Below are 20,100 nucleotides of genomic sequence, written 5' to 3'. Positions count from 1 at the left end.
CTAATGATCGACTTGAGCAAAATTTCGCACGAGCCTTACGATCCCCGCGGCACGTTTGTGCCGCTGCTGCTGCATGAACCTCAGCGTTTTGATAACAATAGCGAGCTTATCGACCACCTTTTTGCAGCCGCGTCCCATCGAGGCGCGTCTGACTTCTCCATTATGTCGGAGAGCCGCATCCATGTTCAGATCAACGGCCGCCAGTATTACGGCTCATTGCGTAGTTTACACACGTCGGAAGTCGACATGATCCTGTCGGCTCTGTGGCGTTCAGCGGACGCAGCAGGCATTATCCGCCAAGGTCGAGCGCTGGATTTTGCCTATGAGATCGGCATTAATCGCGCGTCCAGACGCCGTTATCGCATTAACGCCACCGGTATTTCGGTTAATGGTGCAGATGGTTTCGAACTCTCTATCCGTTCATTGCCGTTAAAAACACCGACATTGGATAGCGTGAAGCTTGAAGACGAGATACGCGATTATCTTAATCCCAAAAGTGGGTTGATCGCCATTGTGGGCGGCACCGGGCATGGGAAGTCATCCACGATGGCAGCGATTACACGTTCGCATCTTGAGAACAGGCAGAACCCACGCAAGATTATCGATTATCAGGCACCGATTGAATATACGTTCCGTGATGTCCTGGAGAACAATCTCGCTTCACCAGCCTTCATTGCGCAGTCGGAAATCGGCGAAGGACGGAATTTCGCAACCTTCGGCAAGGCAATTTGGGCCTCTTTGCGTCGTGCGCCGCAAATCATCAATGTCGGTGAGTCCCGTGATTATGAATCGATGTCAGGCTGTCTTGCGGCCTCAGTGCAGGGGCATATCGTCAACACGACGACCCATGCAGGGTCTGTCGCCGAAGCTTTGCGGCGCATGGTACTGGAGTTTCCAGCGGATGAACAAGCAAGCCGCGCTTATGATCTCATCACATCGCTGAAAGTCGTGGTGGCACAGCATCTGGTGCCGACGCCCGATTACAGCGGTCGCTTTGCCATTCGCGAATTCATGATCTTCACGGATGCCGTGCGCGATCGCTTTGCCTCAGCACCGTTTGATAACTGGACCAAGGTTGCAAGCGACGTTTTTAAAGACGCAAAGAACGATGGCAGGCTTATTGCCCGGTCACTCCCCCAAAGCATTGATATCAAGATCAGACAAGGGCTTCTGACGGAAGCAACCGCGCGCGAACATTTGGGATCGGCTTTTTACGAAAGGCGGACGGACGGTCTTTTGGGCAAGATGTTGGGCTGACCGAGACAAAAGTTAACAGGCTTATTGCCCGGTCACTCCCCCAAAGCATTGATATCAAGATCAGACAAGGGCTTCTGACGGAAGCAACCGCGCGCGAACATTTGGGATCGGCTTTTTACGAAAGGCGGACGGACGGTCTTTTGGGCAAGATGTTGGGCTGACCGAGACAAAAGTTAAAATGATATATTGAGGGATATGCTAACCAAACCTGTTCCGGGATGAATTGCTATGTTTCCAAAATATCTTAAGCCAGTCTTTGATCGTGAGGCATATGGCCCGATATCAAAAACGGAAAAGGCAGTACGATTTTTGATCTTCGTGCCAATAGCATTTGTATTCATGATACCCGGTATTGGCTTGCTTTTAGTCTTTGGGCTCTCGATGGGAATTGGACCAATGCGAATTCTCTTGGATGATACGGGTACGATGACCTGGCTCAAGATTGTCATGTTTCTGGTTATTCCCATTATGTTCCTATGTGGAATGTGGGTTCGTAAGTATTGCTTGCCATTTGACTAGCGCGCCAAAAGCACGTCTGCCTTAGTTCAGGGCGATTTATCGCTGTCCGAATTTTCCTTACCTTTGTTCGCATTCAACCGACGTTGGTTCCAGCCGATTGCACCAATCGTCGTACTCGAGACACCAAAATTTGTTCCTTTAAACTGCGCAGCGGCACCTAACCCGGCTCGCAAGGATGACTGGCTGTCGAGCTGATCGCCGATTTCATCAAACCATCGGAATACACGACCTGGAAATCCCGCGATCAGAGAAAACGATAATTCAATAATGGCTATGTAGACAAAAGCCATAAAAATGCCGACGACCAGAATTCCTGCATACCAACCGAAGCTAGCCCAGCTATCTGCGACGAGGGATTGCGAGGATGTCAGAGCGTAATACATGCCGGCATTGAGCACATTTCCAGCAATCCGAAAGACAATCATCCCAGCTAATAGTCCGAAGATCATCAGCGTGGGTGTCAGCAGCAGGGAAAGAAGCAGGACATAACCCTTGCGGGCGTGAGAACCGACAAAGCCATGTCCGCCCATAGACAGATGTGCGATGGCCCAAAGTGGCGCTGCAAAAATGGCCTCTATAATAAGAATAATAAACGACATGATTGCCAGAACCCAAATGATGGACGGCATCAGCGGCAGAACAAACGACATTGTGCTCCCCAAAGCCATCAACGCCAGCAGGGCTGGTCCAATAATTGTCCCGAGCGTAGTGGCAGCACCGCCCACAAACGGCATAGCACCGAAGAACACAACTGCTGCCGTTGTGACCGCTGCAAGTGTCGTCAATTGAATGCCGAGTAGTACGATGGCATTCATGGGATCTAAGACAGATGAGTTTGGTGCGAAAAGCGCGATGCTCTCCAACAGGCCACCTGATGGAGGCAGGATATTGGCCAAATCGCCGCCATTGTCGGCAAACGCCAGACGCTCATTGGTGAAGGCTCTGATACCGCTGCGCGTGACGGATTCATTCCACCAGTCTACCGTGCCATTGTAAGTCGCGGTAATTTGGTTGAGGAATTTCTTGGCATCACCTTCGGCAGAGCCGAACCAGTAACTATTCTGAGCCGCATATTGAGACGCCACGGCATTGACGACAGGACCATGCGGATTGGCCGCTCCACCAATAGCGCCGCCTGGCGTAACGCTTGGCATCATTGAACCGACCGCATTGGCGTCGGACGACATGCGCGATATCAGCTGATAATAAAAGCCCGCCTGTGACCAGCCACCGTTCTTCACGTTGATTGAGAGTTTTTGATCCGTGCTTGCGCCAGGAGTTATGACGGTTATGTCCTCAGTCTGATTGAAGGTTGTTTTTGCGACTTGATTGAGACGATCTGTGCCGATGAACCTGCGCAGCAGTTGGCTTTGAGCTTCGCGCCATTTCTTCATGTCAAGAGCAAGGTTGCGATAAGGGGGTAGGGGCTGTCGCTTGGAAACGGTTTGCGCCAGAAGATCGGCTACGGGCGCAAATTCATCGGCCATCATGTCTACGTTCTTCTGCATATCAGTAAGGAAATCATTGAACTTGTCACTGGAGCTCTTGTTGAGATCGTCTTTACCTGTTTGAGCGGTTTCGGCGATGCGACGAAAGCCGACAGTCTCGGTCGGCAGCGTAATCTTTCCGCAGGCACCAGCTTGTGTCGGCAGGCTGTAATCAAGAACGTGGACACCGGATTGGAGAACCCAGTGCCTTGCAACACCATCCATGTTGTTACCGCCCTTGGCGACTTCCAGATTATAGACGGCGCGGCAGAGTTCCATACGAAACAGGGATTGCAGGAACTGACCATCCGGCCCATCCGTTTCGGCTGCTAAAACCGGAATTTTCTGCTCTACGATTATGTCTGCCGTCTGATCCCAAAAGAAGGTTGCGGCGGCGGTACCGACGTTTACGGCGTAGGCAGAAATATACTGTGCAGAATTATAACCGCCTGGCATGACAGGAGCGAGCGCTGCTGCTGCAAGGACAATGCGGATCGGAACCCAAGCGGTCGAATATCGGCTTCCCAGAACCTCTCCTTCGTTGGCCGTATCAACGGTGGCAGTCACAATATTATAGAGGAAGATGACAAGGCCGATGGAGAAGAACAGCACGTTAAAATTGAATATGAGAGCGGAAATCAGTGTTTCCTTGTTTGGCCCATCGAACAGGGGGCCAAAAATCATGTTCAAATAGGAGTTTGTGCGCGTATCGCCTTTACCGCTGATAATGTCGACAACATTGATCTCGGAGGCAGCATGAGCCCTGGAAACGGCCATCGTGGCAAAGAAAGCTGACAAGCCCAAGAGACGCTTAATCATCGCCAACCCCTCTGATTTCGGTTGTCCCAAGATCCTGACCAAAGAGGAAATCGCGCAGAGATCCCATTCGCCGTTGTCTCAGTTGCCATGCCCGGTACGAAGCACGACATCCCAGAATGATAAATGCGATAGCCAGGAACAGGAGGCTGAATAAGCCAGTCGGTGTGAGGTGGAAAAAGAAATAAAATGCGGGAATGAGCGCCATAAAAATCGCAGATGCCATCAGAAATATAATGGCTTCACGATCCCACTTATAGAGTGCGCGCTGTACCGCATCCTCACCTAATGTGCCGACAAGCCGCCAGAATCGCTCATATCCGCCGTCTTTGTCCTGAAACGTAAAACTGCCCTGTTGAGCGCGATTGAGCAGACGAAATGCATTTAAACCTCCGGCGCTTGCTTCTAATCCAAATCGAGATCCGCGCCCGATGTCCCGGTATGTTTTTCCGCGCCATGATAAATAGCTGCGGATAGATCCAAATCGTCGCTTACTGGCATTATCCTGCATATAAATTTCCCTCTCCAGCATCGCTTGCATGAACTCAAGTGCCGCCTGATCCCGGAGCAATCGGAATGCTGGTAGCTTGGGTATCGCGATCGTCGAGGGTGGAAGAGAGGAGGGCTGCAAGCGCGACTGCGTTGCGTCGTTCTAGATCAAACCGCATCCATTCAATTTGCTGGGTCAGGGCTGTTGCCAGCAATTGTTCACGTTGAATGGCATCTGGTGACATCTGGGCAATCTGTTCATGCCATCTCGCGTTGGAAAAACGCGAACGGACAAAAATATCCATGGCTTGTAGCTGCGAGACCTGATCTCCAATCGCATAGGGATAGCCTTGGGGTGCGGCCTTTTTCGCCCAGGCCGCGAGTTCTGAGCTGCCGGTTGGTGTGACCAGATCACCGAGGTAGCTCATGATTGCGTGTGCGGCTGAACGTCTACTGGCATCAACCTGACGCGCCGCAATCTGCGCTTTACCAGCAGGGGACTTTGCCTCAAGCGCTGTGATCGGCTTTGCCGGTACTGGGTCGACAATATTGTTAACGAGGCGGATCTGTGCGCCTGCGATTTCCTTTTTGGTTGTATCAAGGGTTATCGCATCGGTGATCAGACGTGCGTCTGAAGTCGGATCGGCAAAGCCGCCAGTGCCCTTAAATCGGTCACGGTCGGTAATGATCGCGTTGGCAACGGCCAGACCACCTTGTGCAACGGGTGCGCCGATATCTTCATTGCCGTAGGACCAGTTTCTTGAGGCATTGGTAATGTCTTTGCCGCTCAGCCCCATGCCGCCGCCAGCTTTACCAATACTGAAGATCCCCGAAAGATCGGCGCAGGCAGATGGAGCGGGATCATAGCGGCCACTCTCTGCCAGTCCACGTGCAATCTGCTTTTCGCGGGTCACGTCATTAACCTGAGCGGCTTCCGTGATGCGCTTCTGCGCTTCGGTCGAGCGCCTTGAATAGGCGCTTAACTGCGCAACGCCATCAAGGATGGTCTTAGAAATCGACTTGCCGACATCGGTTGTATGCTCATTGACACGTTCAACGCCATCATTGACGATGTTGCGGATGCTTCGGCAGTCGCAGGCTGCAGAGGCTGCACTGGTTCCTGCCAAAATAGAGAACAGTGATACGGCCATATAAGAGTTGCGCTTCTTCATCACATCGCTCCTCCGTAAAGACCGCGATATAGTTCGTCCATTATGGTTTGGGCGTTCTCACGAGGGCCAGTGTTCACAATCTCGGCGCCGAATCGGCCTATAGCTCCGTTACTGACACCGAAATCGATATCAGGTCCGCCATTTGCGCCAGTACCGGGTAGATTTAATCCGTGGATCGGCGGGATGCTAAAGGCATTCTGAAGCGGTTCTGTAACTTTTTCGATTTGATCTCGCGCCATTGAACAGACTTGGTTTTGTGCGTCTGACAGCGCCCCGTTGAACAAGCTATTGAGGCTTGGTAGTTGGATGGCTGTATCGAGATTGACATCCATCAGACTGTCCAGACAGCTTAAACCCGCCAATGGTGCGGGCATCTTTAAAGCTTGTTCGCGCCGCTTTACTTCACCTTCAATACCATTGCGGATAGCATCTTTAAGATTGACCTTCACGGCAGGAAGGCAAGCTTCGCCGGAATTGGCAAACAGGCTGTCCATCGGGTCGGCACTGGCCTGAACGCAGGCCGCAAGTACCATCATGCTGCAAAGTAAGTTTCGCATCATAATGTCCCTTTCTCACCTTGAAACGGCGGTCTTTCTTGTATGAGAACAGGCCGCACACTGCCGATGCCAGGGAAACCGGCAGTATCCGGATACATCGGGGCGCCACCTGTCCCCTGACCACCGGCTAGTCCGCTATTGCCGGCCCCACCTGCTATGCGGTTCATCAGATAGGCTTGTAATTCCTCATAGGATTTGAAGCCATTGGCCTTCAAATACGCTGGCGGCAATACCCTTGGGTCAAAACCGCTAGCTACCCAGTCGTTGAGGCCCTGGGCACCTAAAAAGTGCGCCGCTTGCAGTAAGCCATCCTGGCTCATCACCACACCATTGACAGTCTGCCCGACCAACCCACGCGTCTGATCGCTCATGGTGGCCCAGTTGCTTGATGCCAATTCCTGATTGGCTCTATCCTGTAAAGCAGCACCTGCCGAGGAGTTCCTAAGATCACTGAGCGAACTCACGCCCGAATTCTTGGCCTTATCCGTGAAGGAATAGTTCGAATAATCAGATTTGCTACCGCTACCGTTATAGGTGAGATATCCGAGGTTCTCCCACGTGCCAGCGGTGATCTGATATTTGCCGAGTGCAGAGGATGCATTACTGTTCATCACAGAGTAGGAGTCCCCGCCTTCGAATTTCGCGACATCCTGATTGTAATCAGCAAGTGCTGAAACAGCTGTCACGCATAAGGGAAGGGTTATGATAGTGGGGAGGGAAATTGCGCGTAGGTTCATTTGCGCTTCTTCCCTGCAATTGTGGGCTTTTGTGCCGCAATTTCATAGGCAGGGGTATCAGAGCCAATTTTATAAAGGTTGAGCCCGTTGAAGCTCACAGTTTCAACTAATGGATTATTGTTGGCGTCGCGAAGAGAGGAAGCGCCAGCTTGACCTTCCATCGAGCCGTATTTTGCAAGGATTTTCGCCCTTTCGTCGAGAACAAACACTGTGCAGAGTGTTTGACCGCAATAATATAAGCTACTGATTGATATGATTGCTCCGTTTCCATCGTTAAGCGGAAGGTCAAGCACAGAGTATTTTGTGTCGCTGCGTCTATCGTCGGATTTTCTTGCGAGGTCTTTATCGACAGCTGCTTTCTCGACGGGTTTAATCGGACGAAAGTCGAATTTAGTTTCGGCAAGCTGAGGCCAGTATTCATCACCCGTCCATTTCCACATACGGGTTCCGTCATAGATGCCGCGAAGCCCATTATCTCCAACCGGGCCAAACTGAAGGTTCTTCGCTTTGCCGCGCCATAGTTCCAGCCATTGCTTGTCGTCGTGAAACAAAACAGCATAAAGGCAATCATCCGTGCAGCTTTTTTCCGTTGAAAGCTTCAGGACCATTTGCTCAAAGCCCGCATCTGGCTCTTTCAGCCACAGCCGCTTTGCTTCCACATATCTAAACTGGTGTCCGTACATTTTCCGGGCGACCGAGGTTGCTTGTGGGTCCGAGCCATCAAATTTGATCGTCAGATCGGGCTGATATTGAAGAAACTGCTGCTCATTTCCTGCTTTTTTTGGCGTGTCTGCCTGACCTGGCGTCATTCCCACCAGCACAAGCGTCAAACCAATTGCAATTGAAAATATCGTCTTAAACATCACGGAACCCTCTTATGATTTCGTCGGCAATCGTTCGGATAATGTTGTCTTTGGCGCGGTCATCTACAGTCTGCCCCCGCGCTTCCATTTCGGCTTTGCGCGTTTCAAGGAGTTCAGTAGCGGTTCCGGTCGGAAAGCGTTTTGCGAGAACGCGGCGTGCCATTTTTGGGCCAAAGGTTTCGTAGAGAAGCGCGCGGAGAGCGGTGTCATCTTGCGTGGTGGAGAGGGCCCAATTCTCAATCGGGCCGATATCATTGACGAGAGACTGAATGTAGCGCCCCGTTTTGAGCTTCATCATCGCAACAAATGGCGCACCTTGGCCCGAGATCGGGCCATTCAGGCCACGCAATACATTTTTGACCGTTTCCGAAAGGTTGTAGGTCTTGCCGAGCGCTTGAATGCTACTTTCAGTTGGCACATTGCAGAAGAAGAAATTATTCGCGAGCTCCTGAACTTCCTTGTCAAAATCCTCAATGAGCTGCGATGCATAGACCTGCTGAACACCGGTTTTGCGTCCCACACGAGCATCATTCTGATTTTGCTTACGAAAAAAGGTCAGCCCTCCCGTCCTATGATACTCATCATAGGCCAGACGCTTATGCATCTGCTTGTTATCGCTCACGCGCTGTGCGTGATAGGCGCGAATATTTGGCGGGATGCTGTCATCCTTCAGGTCATCATCATGCAGCCAGAAATCGGTTGTGATGGTGTGGCGGGCCAGCATGTACATGACTGCCGATTGCCGATGTGCGTGAGCGCCCGAATTGGTGGCAACCGCTTCCAGATCAAAGGCAATAATACGCGCACCCGCCACGCTGAAACGGGTCGGGTAGGCAAGCAGCGGAAAATCGCGGCACGCCGCTGTAATCATGCGTTGGAATGCAACAACAACCGTTTCACCGGTCGATTCCACATGCATTTCACGAAACGGTTCCTTGACCGTTTCCCTGTTGGACATGCTGACGAGATCGGCCAGTACCGGAACGGCAAATCGTTGCGCGAGTGTGGCTTCGTGATATTTGCCGTTCCGAAACAGGAAGTCCACCACTTCATACCAGGTGGTCGCACTGTCTAATTCAAAGCCAAGATTTTTAAGCGCCGTATCAACATCCACACTATCCGTTGCTGCATAGCGCTTTGGTGCGATTTTATCGGAATAATATTCGTAAGCCTCCAGAATGGCTGCCCGCGCCAAAGCACTGATGCCATCATATGGGCTCTCCCGGTTATCTGGCGTGCAACAAAGACAAATGAGGTTGACCAGATATTCCAGTTCATAGGCAAATGGTTTGCGCATGCCCAATTGGAGATCAAACGGATTGACTGCATATTGCTCACGGTTTTGCAGGCGGAGATGCATAACCTCGTGACGACGCGAAGGCGGCAGAGCTTCTTTGAGCAGATTGATGAACCCCTCACTCGATGGTCCAATGTCGATGATCGATATACGGGGCAGCAAGGATGTGCCGGTTTTTGAACGCCCGACTTGCGGCGACAGTGCAATCGACAGGTTCATTGAGTTTGATAGCACCGATTTACCAGTGCCGGGCTGACCCACGATGATATCAACCCAACCAAGTTGGCGCGAAGAACCGGGATTATACGGCCATAATTTCCCGTCATGCGTGCGAAACAGGATCGATCCGCGGCGCCAGGGACTGGACGGTCGCGCAAATGGAGCCAGCGCAAATACATCGGAAAGATAAGCTGATGCAGCGGGCGCAGTTGAGGCAGCACTGATACCCAATGCCGATGACATGATACATTCAACAGGATCGCCAACCTGCATATCTGTCTGGCAATTACCCCAACCGTGTACGGTTTGGCGCAAAGTCGCAATATCGGACAAAAGCTGCTTTTCATCGCCCTGATCACACCATGCGGCAAAGGATGCCCGCCAGCGAACAACGGTTTCACCATCGCCGTCCTTGGCTCGTGCCGTCTCGAAAGCCTTTTTAATGCGGCCATTGGTGATGCGACCTGTAAAGCTCAACAGGTTGACATAGTTCTCTTTGAAAACTTGCCCTTGAAATCCACCGCTATCAACGAGCATCGAGACCCGCCATGAAATCTTGCGGCGCTGATCAAGAATGCGCGAGATCAGATCGTTGAAATTCACGACCTGTTCGGGACCAAGAACAATGTCAAAGCCATAATAGATTTTACTACCAAATTCAAACACGCGGTCATTGAGCAGAGTGCTGTCTTCGGACATGATTTGTGAGGTAAGCGACGGCCATAGGAGATGCGAGAAATCCTTGCCTTGCAGCTCGATATCGGTGTTGGGCATTTTTGCCCGCAAATAATCTCCAGGCAAAACTGGCGTCCAGTCGTTTGAAGCAGCGAGAAACTCCGGGTTCAGAACGCCCTTGATTTCGGCTAGTGCTTCACGAACATTCAGCAATTCAACATCAAAATCACATCGTTTAGTCTCGCGTGAAAGCGATTCAACAAGTGCGTCATGCCGGGTTAGAAGCGCCGGCAGTGCCGGTAGGGGGAGTTGTGCTGTTACTGCGGGCGGAAGCTGTTTGATCTCGTCATTGAGGACTGCCGCTGAAGTACGGCTTTCTTCGCGCGACAGCATTGTCGGCCGTGACCACAAGACGATATAGGCACGTTCGCCGCTCAGCTTGTCGGGCAAACGGGCTTGGCGCTCTTCGATCAGGTCATTAACATCAAGCTCAGCTCCCCGCGCAATGTTGAGGGTTCCCGCCAGAATATTCTCAAGTTCCGCGAGGCCAACATCAGGAAGATGACCAAACCAGAATTGCAGGGTGAAACCACGTGTGCCGAACTGTGACGCCAGTGACAAACGTAGCTTTGCTACATCTTCTGAAAGTTCTGCCGATCCTTTTATGGACCGACAGCCTTCCAGGCGGAATAGACTGACAAGCGAGCCGTCATCGGCCACCAGCACGTGGTCGCCCGTCACGGTGACAAGACGGCAGTAGCTTTCCAAAGTTTTACGCAAAACAGACCCGCTCAGGAGATAAGCAAGTCCATTCAGTGTATCGCGTATGATTGCCATCAGTTTATCGATCGCAAAGAGCCATCAACAGATGTGGTTGTGGCTCCGGAGCCAAAGAAGGTTGCAACCCCAACGCCGAGATAGCTTGGGATGCCAATCAATCCCGCAGCCACGAAAAACGACATAATTGCTTTGCCGACGCTGTTGTTTGGGTCATGGGGATTGCGGCGGTGTTGAAATAACATCCACAAGCCTATAATCCCTGCAATCACACCAAAGACGAAAGCGAGGGAGCCGATCAGATCCGCGATAGGTCCAACCGCCTCGGTGCGCAGGTTTGATGCCATGTCGCCAACGCCGCCAGAAGATGCAGCCACCGCCGGTGCGCTGGCAATGGTCGCGGTGCTTGCCAATAAAATTGCCTGGGTTTTCGTCATAAAAAATGGCCTCTAGGTATTGAGTAAAAACTTTTCTAAAATCTCAAGAAATGCTACTAAATTCATTGCAAATATCCCGCCGACAATATGTGTCAGGCCTTTTGATATCATGCCTCTGTTTGGATATATTGCCGATAGATTTGCTATATATATGCCGCGTACGAATGCGATTAATCCGATAAACTGAATTATTCTTATTACGGATATAATAACCTTGCGCCCCATTTCGTTATTGGCAGGCTTCAGGAGCTGAGGTGCATAAGCAAAAGCTTCACTGGCAGCGTATGTCTGATCCATGCCAAAAATTGACATGAGAAATACGGACATGACACTCGAGAGCGAAACAAACGCCACCGCCAACACGAAGAGAAATGCAGGCCCCTGCCACCCAGCTTGAGACCAGCCCCTGGGTGAAAGGCTACGGTCACTGACAGCCGCAAAGCCACGCAGAGAATTAAGTGCGCACAAAAGCCCAATACAATAGACAATCGCAACCACCAAAGACTGAAACGGTGGCATGAGGGCTGCGGCACGCTCCATCAGTCCGGCAAGTCCCTCCATGCATTATTCTCCCTCTTCAACAGCCTCTTTCGTGGATGTTGTTTTCTCCGGTTCAGCTTTCGAATTCTTTGATGGCGTGACCACCATAAGCCGGGTGGGTGAAGCGATGTTTTGCTCGCTTAAAGCCGCTCCTTCGGCGCCCGTCATGGTGAGGCCGTTTGCTGAAATCCCTGTTCTGCTCCCAACATTCTCCTGTTGTTGCATGACGATTTCCGTCAGCAGCTGGTTACGCTCTTTGAGTGCTTTCACATGCCCGACAAGGCGGACAATGATGCCGTTTTCACTGGTGAGGTTTGCCAGCTGATGGCGTAACGTTGCCGTTTCTAAAACCTGCTGTTTCAGACTGTCTTCAAACGCGGCTGTTTTTCGCTGGAGCGCTGTTATCTCTGAGCGATCCATTTTGGGGGAGGGTCCATGCGTCAGCTTGGCCAGGCCCCAACCGCCAATGGCGGAATTAATTGCTGAGACGACGACAACCGCAAGCATTTGCAAGGCAAAGCCATCTCTATCGTCGCCGTTCTCCCACTCAACACTCATGCTTGCCTCTCAATCGTGATTAAAAAATCGTTCGGTTCTAAAAATAATCAATGCGGCAGTTTTAACTTGTATATTTATTTTTAATACATCAATCTAAAGATAATTCCAATATAATACATGAGTATATATATAATGAGCAATAAATTGGGAGTTAACTTATTAATTATTCTACTTATTGGATACGGAAGCAACGCAAATGCTCAACTAAATACAAAAGAATACAAGATTGATACTCAAATATCTGATTATGCTCATAGGGTATTATTCGAAGAGAGTTTAAAAACAAAACTGTTGTTCAAAATGGGTGGTCTGCAAGTCTGGTCCATTCTGTTGCCTGATCAACGCCCTGAAATCGCTTTTACGACGGAGGAGGGCTTGCTGATCCGAGGCAAGATCTTCGGTCCGGAAGGGGAAGATATTTTTGCGTCACTCACTTCAGTGGATCCACTCAAGCCAAGGTCTGCAACGCGGAACGATAAAGTACCGCCAACAAAGCCACCGGTGCCAGAAGCGGAGACTGTGCCAACAATTCGTGGCTTACCACCAGCATCGACAACGGCCACCTTTGACGCACGCGCTGCGAGCGGCATGGATGAGCAATCGGTTCCAACATTTAATACACTGGCTGAACTGCGCGATCAGGCCGATAGCTATTCCATGTGGATACAGGCCAACAGGTTCAAAGAGCGGGCGCCGGTCCTCTATATGTTGGCCGATCCCCGTTGCCCGTTTTGTGCAAAGTCACTGGTTGAGCTGAAGCCGTACTTGGATCGCGGCGAGATTGAATTGCGCATCATTCCGACACCGGTTCTGTCTGCCTTATCGTTTCAGCTCGCCGTCAGTTTTGTTCAAGACAAAAACCCCGGCGAGACATTCATCAAGCACAGTGAAGACATGCTCAACGGTGAGCTGGAGCGCACACCCTTACCCGTCAATCAGATGGACAAGAATGTCATCAAGGCCATGACAAAGAACGTCAAATGGTTTCGCAAGAACCGCTTAAACAGCGTTCCGTTCTATCTCTACAAGACCGATCAGGGTAACCAGATTTTCTATGGTCAGATCAGCGAGGAAAAGATCAAAGCCATTGTGAGTGCTGGAAAAGCCGACGGCAGGGGAAAAAATGAGCAGTAACGATTATGGGCGTGTTGAATCTGTACTGATGAGAGCAGAAACCTATCGTTCTGCTTATCGGCGCATGACGTTTATTGCGATCAGCCTTGCAGCCACAACTGCTATTTGTGCAATGGCTGCAACGCTCCTTGCTATCTCAAGGCCCACGCCCGTCTATTTTGCCACCAATTCGTCTGGAAGCATTACGCGGCTTGTTCCCTTGGCCGAGCCATACTTAAGCCCCGCAGAAATTGCCGGCTTTGCAACCGAAGCGGCAACCCGGGCACTTACATATTCTTTCTCGAATTATCGGGCCGAATTTGAAGACATGAAGCCCTATTTTGCGGTGCCGGTTGGTTGGAACTCGTTTGTCGATGCCCTCAATCGAAGCGGTCAGATCGATCTTGTCAAAAACCAGAGACTGAACACGACTGCCATTGCACAAAGAGCGGTAATCGTCAGGGAAGGGCTGAACCCTGAGGGCATCTACAATTGGATCGTGCAGCTGCCTTTACGCGTGACCTATCAGTCATCCAGTCAGATCACAGGGCAGAATTTCATGGTGACGATGACGCTGACCCGCATGAAGACCAACGAATATCCACGTGCCATCGCTGTTGCCAACTTCAATGCAGCTCCAGGAGCATAAAATGAGAACCGCAATCCTTCCCGCGCTGTTACTTTTACATCCGCTGGCTGGTCCGGCATTTGCGCAATCGACACATAATATCCCTGTTGCGGTTTTGCCGGAGCAGAAAGCTTCACCACAAAACCTCAAGTCTGACCCACCGGCTTCATCAAAGCAGGATCCGACCCGCTTCGGACAAGCACCCATGGCGCGTCCCAGTCCGAACGGCTCCAAGAAAGACGAGTTGCCGCCTATCATCGGCACAGACCGGCTTTTGCAGTCGCTGGACGAACTCGATAAGCCGTTGTCACCAGAAGTGATAACCGCCTATGGCGCAGCCGTTCAATCCTTGATGCCGATGACGCCCGAGATGATCCGTGACTATCGCAAGCGTGTGGATGATATTGAGAAAGCAGCATCCGAGCCACCATCGGGCGAACAACCCCGACTGATGAGCGATGCCATCCGGCTATCCTTAAAGCCTGATCAAGCTGTGTCCGCGATACCAACCGCTCCCAACACAGTTTCCGTTATCAGTTTTTATGATCGCACCGGCAAAGCATGGCCTGTGGCGTCTTATGTTGTTGGACGTGCCGACAGGTTTCAGGTCTACGCACTTCAGGAAGGCTCAAACAAGCTCGCAATCAGCGCCTTGCAATCGCACGGCTATTCAAACCTGATCGTCTCTCTTGTTGAAGAAAGCAGGCCAATCGTTCTCAATCTTAAGACCAGTCAGAACACAGCCTTGGCGCGACGAGATATTACCGTTGAAGGCTATGGCCCCAATGCGGCCGTGAACCCATCCACCGTATCGGCCAAGGTCGCACCCAGCGACGGTGTCATGATGGCATTTGTTCAAGGAACGGGGCTGCCAAAGGGTGCCGTTCAGCTTCGCACCACGGACCCCGATACAGATGTGTGGACCTATTCCGGTGATTACTTTCTCCGTACACAGGACACGCTTGTTTCACCATCCTGGTCATCTGTGTTGACCGGTCCCGGCGGTGTTCACGCTTATCGGATTAAAAAATCCCCCGTCGCTCTCATTTCCCGCAACGGTACAATCGAACGTGTGAGGATTTCAAATTGACCGAAAATGCCCCAGAACCTGTAACGCCAACTGTAGAGGCGCCAAAGTCCGGTCTTGAACAGTCGGTTATCAAACGCCACAAGCGTGCACGTTTTAATTCGACTTTCTATTTGCTCGGTGGAGCCGTCCTCGTTTGCGGGGTTGGCCTCACCGTGTTTAAAGCAATGCATACTAAGGATCTGGGCAATTCCCGCATATCCAGACCACCCTCGGTTGATACGACACCGGCAGGCAAGCAGCTCGCAGAAAGCCAGCGCTATAAAGAGACGCTTGATACGGTCAATCGTCGCAATGCAGAAAAGGCCGAGCAAGACGGCGAGAGTTTCGTTGCAACACCTGACGAACCATTGCGCGACATTGACGACAAACCAAAACCACTGACCAATTTCCGCAAGCCTGTTGCTCCAGCCAATGAGCCTGAGCAAGACGCAAGATCGCCAGTCGTTACGACACAGGCGGCTGCGTCGCCACAGCCTGCAGTGGACTATTCGCGGATCAATCAGTTAGCGAGCCGGATTGCTACCAAGGCAACCGAATATGAACGGGGTTGGGGTGTTGCCGGATCAACAAACACCATTGTTCTCAATCAGGATCTTTATAAGACCCCCGCGCAGCGTAAGCAGGCGGTGCTTGACCGTACACAAAAAGCTCAGGAGCAAATAGGGGGCGAAGATTTTTCACCCAACAATGCGATCAATGCTGGCCAATTTGCTTTTGCGCGTCTCATAAACAGTACCGACTCCGACACACCCGGTCCCGTCGTTGTCGAGATCATGAAAAAAGGTCCTTTGTATAAAGCCCGCATGATCGGCGAATTCAAACAGAATGACACAACGAACGCGTTGATCGTTCAATTTAACCGCATGGTGTTCCCCGATGGCTCGGAAACGCAGGTGTCAGCCTATGCAGTGGATGCCGCCAAGGGATCAATAGCCGTACAATCCGAAGTCGATAGGCGCTACTTTGCGCGTTACGCGCCTTTGATCGCTGCATCTTTCATAGAGGGGCTGGGATCAACGCTTGCTAAAAGCGGTCGCTCCATCATCTATGGCCCCGGCTATGCAATGATGAACCAGCAAAAGCCGCGATTTGAGCAGGGGCTCTATGCAGGTGCAGGCAAAGTCGGCCAGCGCATGGCCCAGGATATTGAGCGTTTAGCGCCCAAAGGCCCACTTGTTAAACTCAATGCAGGCAACACGGTCGGCATTTTGTTCTTGCAGGGTGTGCCAATGCCTCACGCGGTTCAATTACAGTCGCAAGAGGCAGCAGAATGAGTCATCAGTCCGACATCTTCGGCAGAACGGTGGAATGGCGTGAAACAATGCGAAACCCATCCTTCTTCATGTTGGATGGGTATTTCGTACTCTTTCTGCCATTGTTCTTTTTTCACATCCGGTGGTGGACGTTTACGGCTTTAATTATCGCTGCATTTGCTTTCGGCGCTATGCGGTTCTTTAAATATCGTCCATCCAGCGCGTTTCGCGCCGTCCGCTCGGCATTAGCAGGCTCATTAAGGCCCTGTCGTCCTCGCTATAAAGCAAGATCTTCTATTGATTATGGCTTTGAGTACTAAGTTATATCGCCGAGAGGGAATGTAAGCTGCTTCAGCTCGAACAACCGACGGCGTTCAGACAGAATGATCTGTGAAGAGCAATTCGTCACCCAATTTACCGAGACCACCGGCATTGAAGTTGTAAGCGCAGGGTTACAGCAAAGTTACTTGAATTCATTGTAACGGTTACTTCTTGACAGAGCCTCAAAAAAATTTGGAAATCGCTTTTCAATCGGGAAATGAGGGGTATCGGTGAGGGTATTTATAGCATCTTTAAAAGCGTGTTGCGCGAAACTTCGTGAGCGGGTCCGTGGGTTAAAAAGGCTGTGGGTCTCTAACGGCTGTTAAAAGGGCGGCTGTGGATGATTTGTTGGAGATGGGAGGGGGGGAGTAATGCAGCAGCAAATCGGCTTTTCGTACAAATTCAAGAACATGCGTCCTGAACTAAACAAGATCAATTATGTGGATCAGAAAGTTAAGATCAGAATTTCTGAATCTCTTTACTTCGTAAGCTGTGCAGTAGTTTTCATGCCCGCAGCATTTCTTCGACTGTTTTCGTTCGATTGGTAACACTTGCCTATGCTACATCGTATCCGTCTTGACGTAGCTTACCTCGAGGCAAGCAAACCTGCTTTTGCAGACGCTTTCGTTGGAGGTTTATTCTTACAGTTTTTTCTTTGTGGTCTCGCCTCTTTTCTTCGCGTCTATTTTTCTGCCAAATCAAAAGAAATATTCTTCGTTGCCGGAGAATATAAAGTATATATTGCAGATATTATCTCTATATCAATTTTCTCTGCATGTTGCGCTTTTGTAATGTTGAATATATCTGCATTCGGAATGAGCGGTTCACACTCATGGTTTGAGAACAATCCCGACGGTATTATTCGTTGGATGCCTATTTCGGAGAATAACTCCGTTTTTATTCTTACAGGAATATTTATTCCTGTCGCATTTTGGACAATTATCTTACTTGCGCTCATGGTTATTGAATCCTCTTCAGCACAGAAAATCTCACTTACGCAGCTATTCCAGGGGGACCGTTAAAATGTCGGAAAATGAGAAAAAAACTGGAAACGAAACTGGGTTCACATATAACGCAATGGGTTCTTTGATCGATGGTTACTTCGCATGGATTGATAATCTTGATGTTCTAAAGAATGCTCCAGACCTACCATCTGGAATCGGTATTTTAAATGCTTGTGAGGTCAGGGTGAAGCGCGACTTTTGCCGTTTGAGCTTACGCAAAACGATGTCTGTTTGAGATGAGTTTTTGTCGGAAGACTTCTGCGGGCGTTTTATATCCTAAACATTTACGCGGTGTATTGTTGAGGCGATGACAGATGAATGCGAGGTCTCGATCACTGAGGGTGAGCGGATCAAGGTCTCGGGGAAGCCAGCGTCTTGTGCGCCTATTGGTGTTCTCAACAGTGCCTTTCTGCCAGGGTGACTGCGGATCACAAAACCATGTTTGAGACCCTATCCCATTCTGTAGATACGACCATTCTGTAAACTCAGTGCCACGATCAAACGTGATTGATCGGCGGGCCATTTGGGGCAGGGGTTGGAGTACCCTAATCACCCCATCCATCACCGGCCGTGACTGCCGATCATTGTTGCGCAACAAAACCGTAAAGCGGCTCACCCGCTCGACCAGAGACGTCACATTGGCTTTGCCGAACCTCTTGCGAAACTGGATGAGGTCGCACTCCCAATGACCGAATTGCTTGCGCCTGGCAACCATATCCGTGCGGTGCAAGATGCTCAGTTCAGGCGGAAAGCGGCGTCCATGATGACGCCGGGCATGACGTGGGCGGCGTCGGGCACGACGTTCCGGCAGATATTTCCAAAGCTCTTCTTTTCGACCGTCGGTGGAATACACAAACTGATAGATTGTTTCGTGACTGACAGAGATGGGATGTTGCTCCAACCGCATTCTCCCAGCAATCTGTTGCGGTGACCATCCATCGCTGATGTGATCGATCACGGACTGCCGTAGCTCATCATACCGAATGAGCTTGCGTTGCTTCGAACGCCGCTCGCGGCATTTCTGGTCAGCAATCGTACAGTAATAGCCGTTTAAATCCTTAATCTCATCATCGTTAAACTGATTGCGTTTCAGTTCACGAAAAATCGTCGAGCGATGCCTTCCAAGCTTCTCAGCAATAACGTCAACGGAAAGCTTTGCAGTGCGCCAGCGGGCTATTTTGCGACGTTCATCCAAATCTAGATGCGAATAGGTACGGTCCATGACGAGTTCCTTGCATTGGATAACTCATTGTTATCATTTGCAAGTCGCACTTCAAACTAGAACCCACCACTCTGTAAACTCAGTACCACGATCAAACGTAATCGATCGGCGGGCCATTTGGGGCAGGGGTTGGAGTACCCTAATCACCCCATCCATCACCGGCCGTGACTGCCGATCATTGTTGCGCAACAAAACCGTAAAGCGGCTCACCCGCTCGACCAGAGACGTCACATTGGCTTTGCCGAACCTCTTGCGAAACTGGATGAGGTCGCACTCCCAATGACCGAATTGCTTGCGCCTGGCAACCATATCCGTGCGGTGCAAGATGCTCAGTTCAGGCGGAAAGCGGCGTCCATGATGACGCCGGGCATGACGTGGGCGGCGTCGGGCACGACGTTCCGGCAGATATTTCCAAAGCTCTTCTTTTCGACCGTCGGTGGAATACACAAACTGATAGATTGTTTCGTGACTGACAGAGATGGGATGTTGCTCCAACCGCATTCTCCCAGCAATCTGTTGCGGTGACCATCCATCGCTGATGTGATCGATCACGGACTGCCGTAGCTCATCATACCGAATGAGCTTGCGTTGCTTCGAACGCCGCTCGCGGCATTTCTGGTCAGCAATCGTACAGTAATAGCCGTTTAAATCCTTAATCTCATCATCGTTAAACTGATTGCGTTTCAGTTCACGAAAAATCGTCGAGCGATGCCTTCCAAGCTTCTCAGCAATAACGTCAACGGAAAGCTTTGCAGTGCGCCAGCGGGCTATTTTGCGACGTTCATCCAGGTCAATATGTGAATAGGTGCGGTCCATGAAGGGTTCCTTGCATTGGATAACTCATTGTTATCATTTGCAAGTCGCACTTCAAACTAGAACCCACCCCCGTTATACACATTGTTTTAGCAAGTTAAAGTTGCGACGTTCCCAGCAGATTACAGATGCGACAGGTGCTGACGTTCAGCCCCCATTCCGAGAGGCTGGTCGGGGTTGCAAACGAGGAATGGGGGCGGGTGAATATCCACCTCTTCGGCTTTAGCTTTCTTAGTAGCAATTGTTCTGTCAGCAG

18 protein-coding genes and 1 pseudogene are annotated in these 20,100 nt (G+C 50.8%); 7 read left to right on the top strand and 12 right to left on the bottom strand.

Translation table 11 applies throughout. The features are described from left to right. The first annotated feature begins 3 nt into the window (after positions 1 to 3). On the top strand, positions 4 to 1,257 hold the full coding sequence (tadA, locus tag KMS41_25870) for a Flp pilus assembly complex ATPase component TadA (GenBank protein ID QWK81268.1): 1,254 nt from the start codon (positions 4 to 6) through the stop codon (positions 1,255 to 1,257). 545 nt (positions 1,258 to 1,802) lie between these two features. Here tadA and KMS41_25865 read toward each other — a convergent pair. The 10 genes from KMS41_25865 to KMS41_25820 all read right to left on the bottom strand — a co-directional run bounded on the left by KMS41_25865 (position 1,803) and on the right by KMS41_25820 (position 12,400). After that, positions 1,803 to 4,082 carry a DotA/TraY family protein gene (locus tag KMS41_25865; protein ID QWK81267.1) on the bottom strand — a complete coding sequence of 760 codons (2,280 nt, stop codon included), beginning with the start codon at positions 4,080 to 4,082 and terminating at the stop codon, positions 1,803 to 1,805. After that, positions 4,075 to 4,620: a hypothetical protein gene (locus tag KMS41_25860; protein ID QWK81266.1), complete on the bottom strand. Its 546-nt coding sequence runs from the start codon at positions 4,618 to 4,620 to the stop codon at positions 4,075 to 4,077. The genes KMS41_25865 and KMS41_25860 overlap by 8 nt, the downstream gene beginning before the upstream one ends. A 4-nt stretch (positions 4,621 to 4,624) precedes the next feature. Beyond that, a complete protein-coding gene (locus KMS41_25855; protein ID QWK81265.1) occupies positions 4,625 to 5,740 on the bottom strand; it encodes a hypothetical protein in 1,116 nt (371 codons plus the stop codon). Then, complete coding sequence (locus KMS41_25850) at positions 5,740 to 6,234, bottom strand: hypothetical protein (GenBank protein QWK81264.1); 495 nt, start codon at positions 6,232 to 6,234, stop codon at positions 5,740 to 5,742. The genes KMS41_25855 and KMS41_25850 overlap by 1 nt, the downstream gene beginning before the upstream one ends. A gap of 62 nt (positions 6,235 to 6,296) precedes the next feature. Beyond that, positions 6,297 to 7,034, bottom strand: a complete 738-nt coding sequence (locus tag KMS41_25845) for a hypothetical protein (protein QWK81263.1) — start codon at positions 7,032 to 7,034, stop codon at positions 6,297 to 6,299. Further along, the gene (locus tag KMS41_25840) at positions 7,031 to 7,897 is read right to left on the bottom strand and encodes a hypothetical protein (protein QWK81262.1); all 867 of its coding nucleotides are present in this window, start codon (positions 7,895 to 7,897) and stop codon (positions 7,031 to 7,033) included. Before KMS41_25840 ends, KMS41_25845 begins: the two co-directional genes overlap by 4 nt. Further along, complete coding sequence (locus KMS41_25835) at positions 7,890 to 10,925, bottom strand: hypothetical protein (GenBank protein ID QWK81261.1); 3,036 nt, start codon at positions 10,923 to 10,925, stop codon at positions 7,890 to 7,892. The genes KMS41_25840 and KMS41_25835 overlap by 8 nt, the downstream gene beginning before the upstream one ends. Further along, on the bottom strand, positions 10,925 to 11,302 hold the full coding sequence (locus KMS41_25830) for a hypothetical protein (protein QWK81260.1): 378 nt from the start codon (positions 11,300 to 11,302) through the stop codon (positions 10,925 to 10,927). The genes KMS41_25835 and KMS41_25830 overlap by 1 nt, the downstream gene beginning before the upstream one ends. A 12-nt stretch (positions 11,303 to 11,314) precedes the next feature. After that, positions 11,315 to 11,863 carry a hypothetical protein gene (locus KMS41_25825; protein QWK81259.1) on the bottom strand — a complete coding sequence of 183 codons (549 nt, stop codon included), beginning with the start codon at positions 11,861 to 11,863 and terminating at the stop codon, positions 11,315 to 11,317. 3 nt (positions 11,864 to 11,866) lie between these two features. Beyond that, positions 11,867 to 12,400, bottom strand: a complete 534-nt coding sequence (locus KMS41_25820; protein QWK81258.1) for a hypothetical protein — start codon at positions 12,398 to 12,400, stop codon at positions 11,867 to 11,869. A 132-nt stretch (positions 12,401 to 12,532) separates the two neighbouring features. Here KMS41_25820 and KMS41_25815 point away from each other — a divergent pair, with 132 nt between their 5' ends. From KMS41_25815 to KMS41_25790, 6 genes are all read left to right on the top strand, one after another. Continuing rightward, complete coding sequence (locus tag KMS41_25815; GenBank protein ID QWK81257.1) at positions 12,533 to 13,534, top strand: thioredoxin fold domain-containing protein; 1,002 nt, start codon at positions 12,533 to 12,535, stop codon at positions 13,532 to 13,534. Then, positions 13,524 to 14,162 carry a type IVB secretion system apparatus protein IcmL/DotI gene (locus KMS41_25810; protein ID QWK81256.1) on the top strand — a complete coding sequence of 213 codons (639 nt, stop codon included), beginning with the start codon at positions 13,524 to 13,526 and terminating at the stop codon, positions 14,160 to 14,162. Before KMS41_25815 ends, KMS41_25810 begins: the two co-directional genes overlap by 11 nt. 1 nt (position 14,163) lies before the next feature. Then, positions 14,164 to 15,231, top strand: a complete 1,068-nt coding sequence (locus tag KMS41_25805) for a hypothetical protein (protein QWK81255.1) — start codon at positions 14,164 to 14,166, stop codon at positions 15,229 to 15,231. After that, the gene (locus KMS41_25800) at positions 15,228 to 16,505 is read left to right on the top strand and encodes a hypothetical protein (GenBank protein QWK81254.1); all 1,278 of its coding nucleotides are present in this window, start codon (positions 15,228 to 15,230) and stop codon (positions 16,503 to 16,505) included. Before KMS41_25805 ends, KMS41_25800 begins: the two co-directional genes overlap by 4 nt. Then, positions 16,502 to 16,804, top strand: coding sequence for an IcmT/TraK family protein (gene icmT / locus KMS41_25795; GenBank protein QWK81253.1), 303 nt, complete (start codon positions 16,502 to 16,504; stop codon positions 16,802 to 16,804). The genes KMS41_25800 and icmT overlap by 4 nt, the downstream gene beginning before the upstream one ends. A gap of 558 nt (positions 16,805 to 17,362) precedes the next feature. Beyond that, complete coding sequence (locus KMS41_25790) at positions 17,363 to 17,827, top strand: hypothetical protein (GenBank protein QWK81252.1); 465 nt, start codon at positions 17,363 to 17,365, stop codon at positions 17,825 to 17,827. A 193-nt stretch (positions 17,828 to 18,020) separates the two neighbouring features. On the opposite strand, the gene KMS41_25785 is transcribed toward KMS41_25790, so the two are convergent. Together KMS41_25785 and KMS41_25780 are read right to left on the bottom strand one after the other, a co-directional pair. Then, on the bottom strand, positions 18,021 to 19,031 hold the full coding sequence (locus KMS41_25785; protein ID QWK81251.1) for an IS30 family transposase: 1,011 nt from the start codon (positions 19,029 to 19,031) through the stop codon (positions 18,021 to 18,023). A gap of 66 nt (positions 19,032 to 19,097) precedes the next feature. After that, positions 19,098 to 19,847: pseudogene (locus tag KMS41_25780) on the bottom strand (IS30 family transposase). Between the last annotated feature and the right edge of the window lie 253 nt (positions 19,848 to 20,100).

Origin of the sequence: Ochrobactrum sp. BTU1 (genome assembly GCA_018798825.1) — a bacterium.
GTDB lineage: Bacteria > Pseudomonadota > Alphaproteobacteria > Rhizobiales > Rhizobiaceae > Brucella.
The sequence above is the reverse complement of the archived record's forward strand: the minus strand, read 5'-3'. Positions and strand labels throughout refer to the sequence as shown.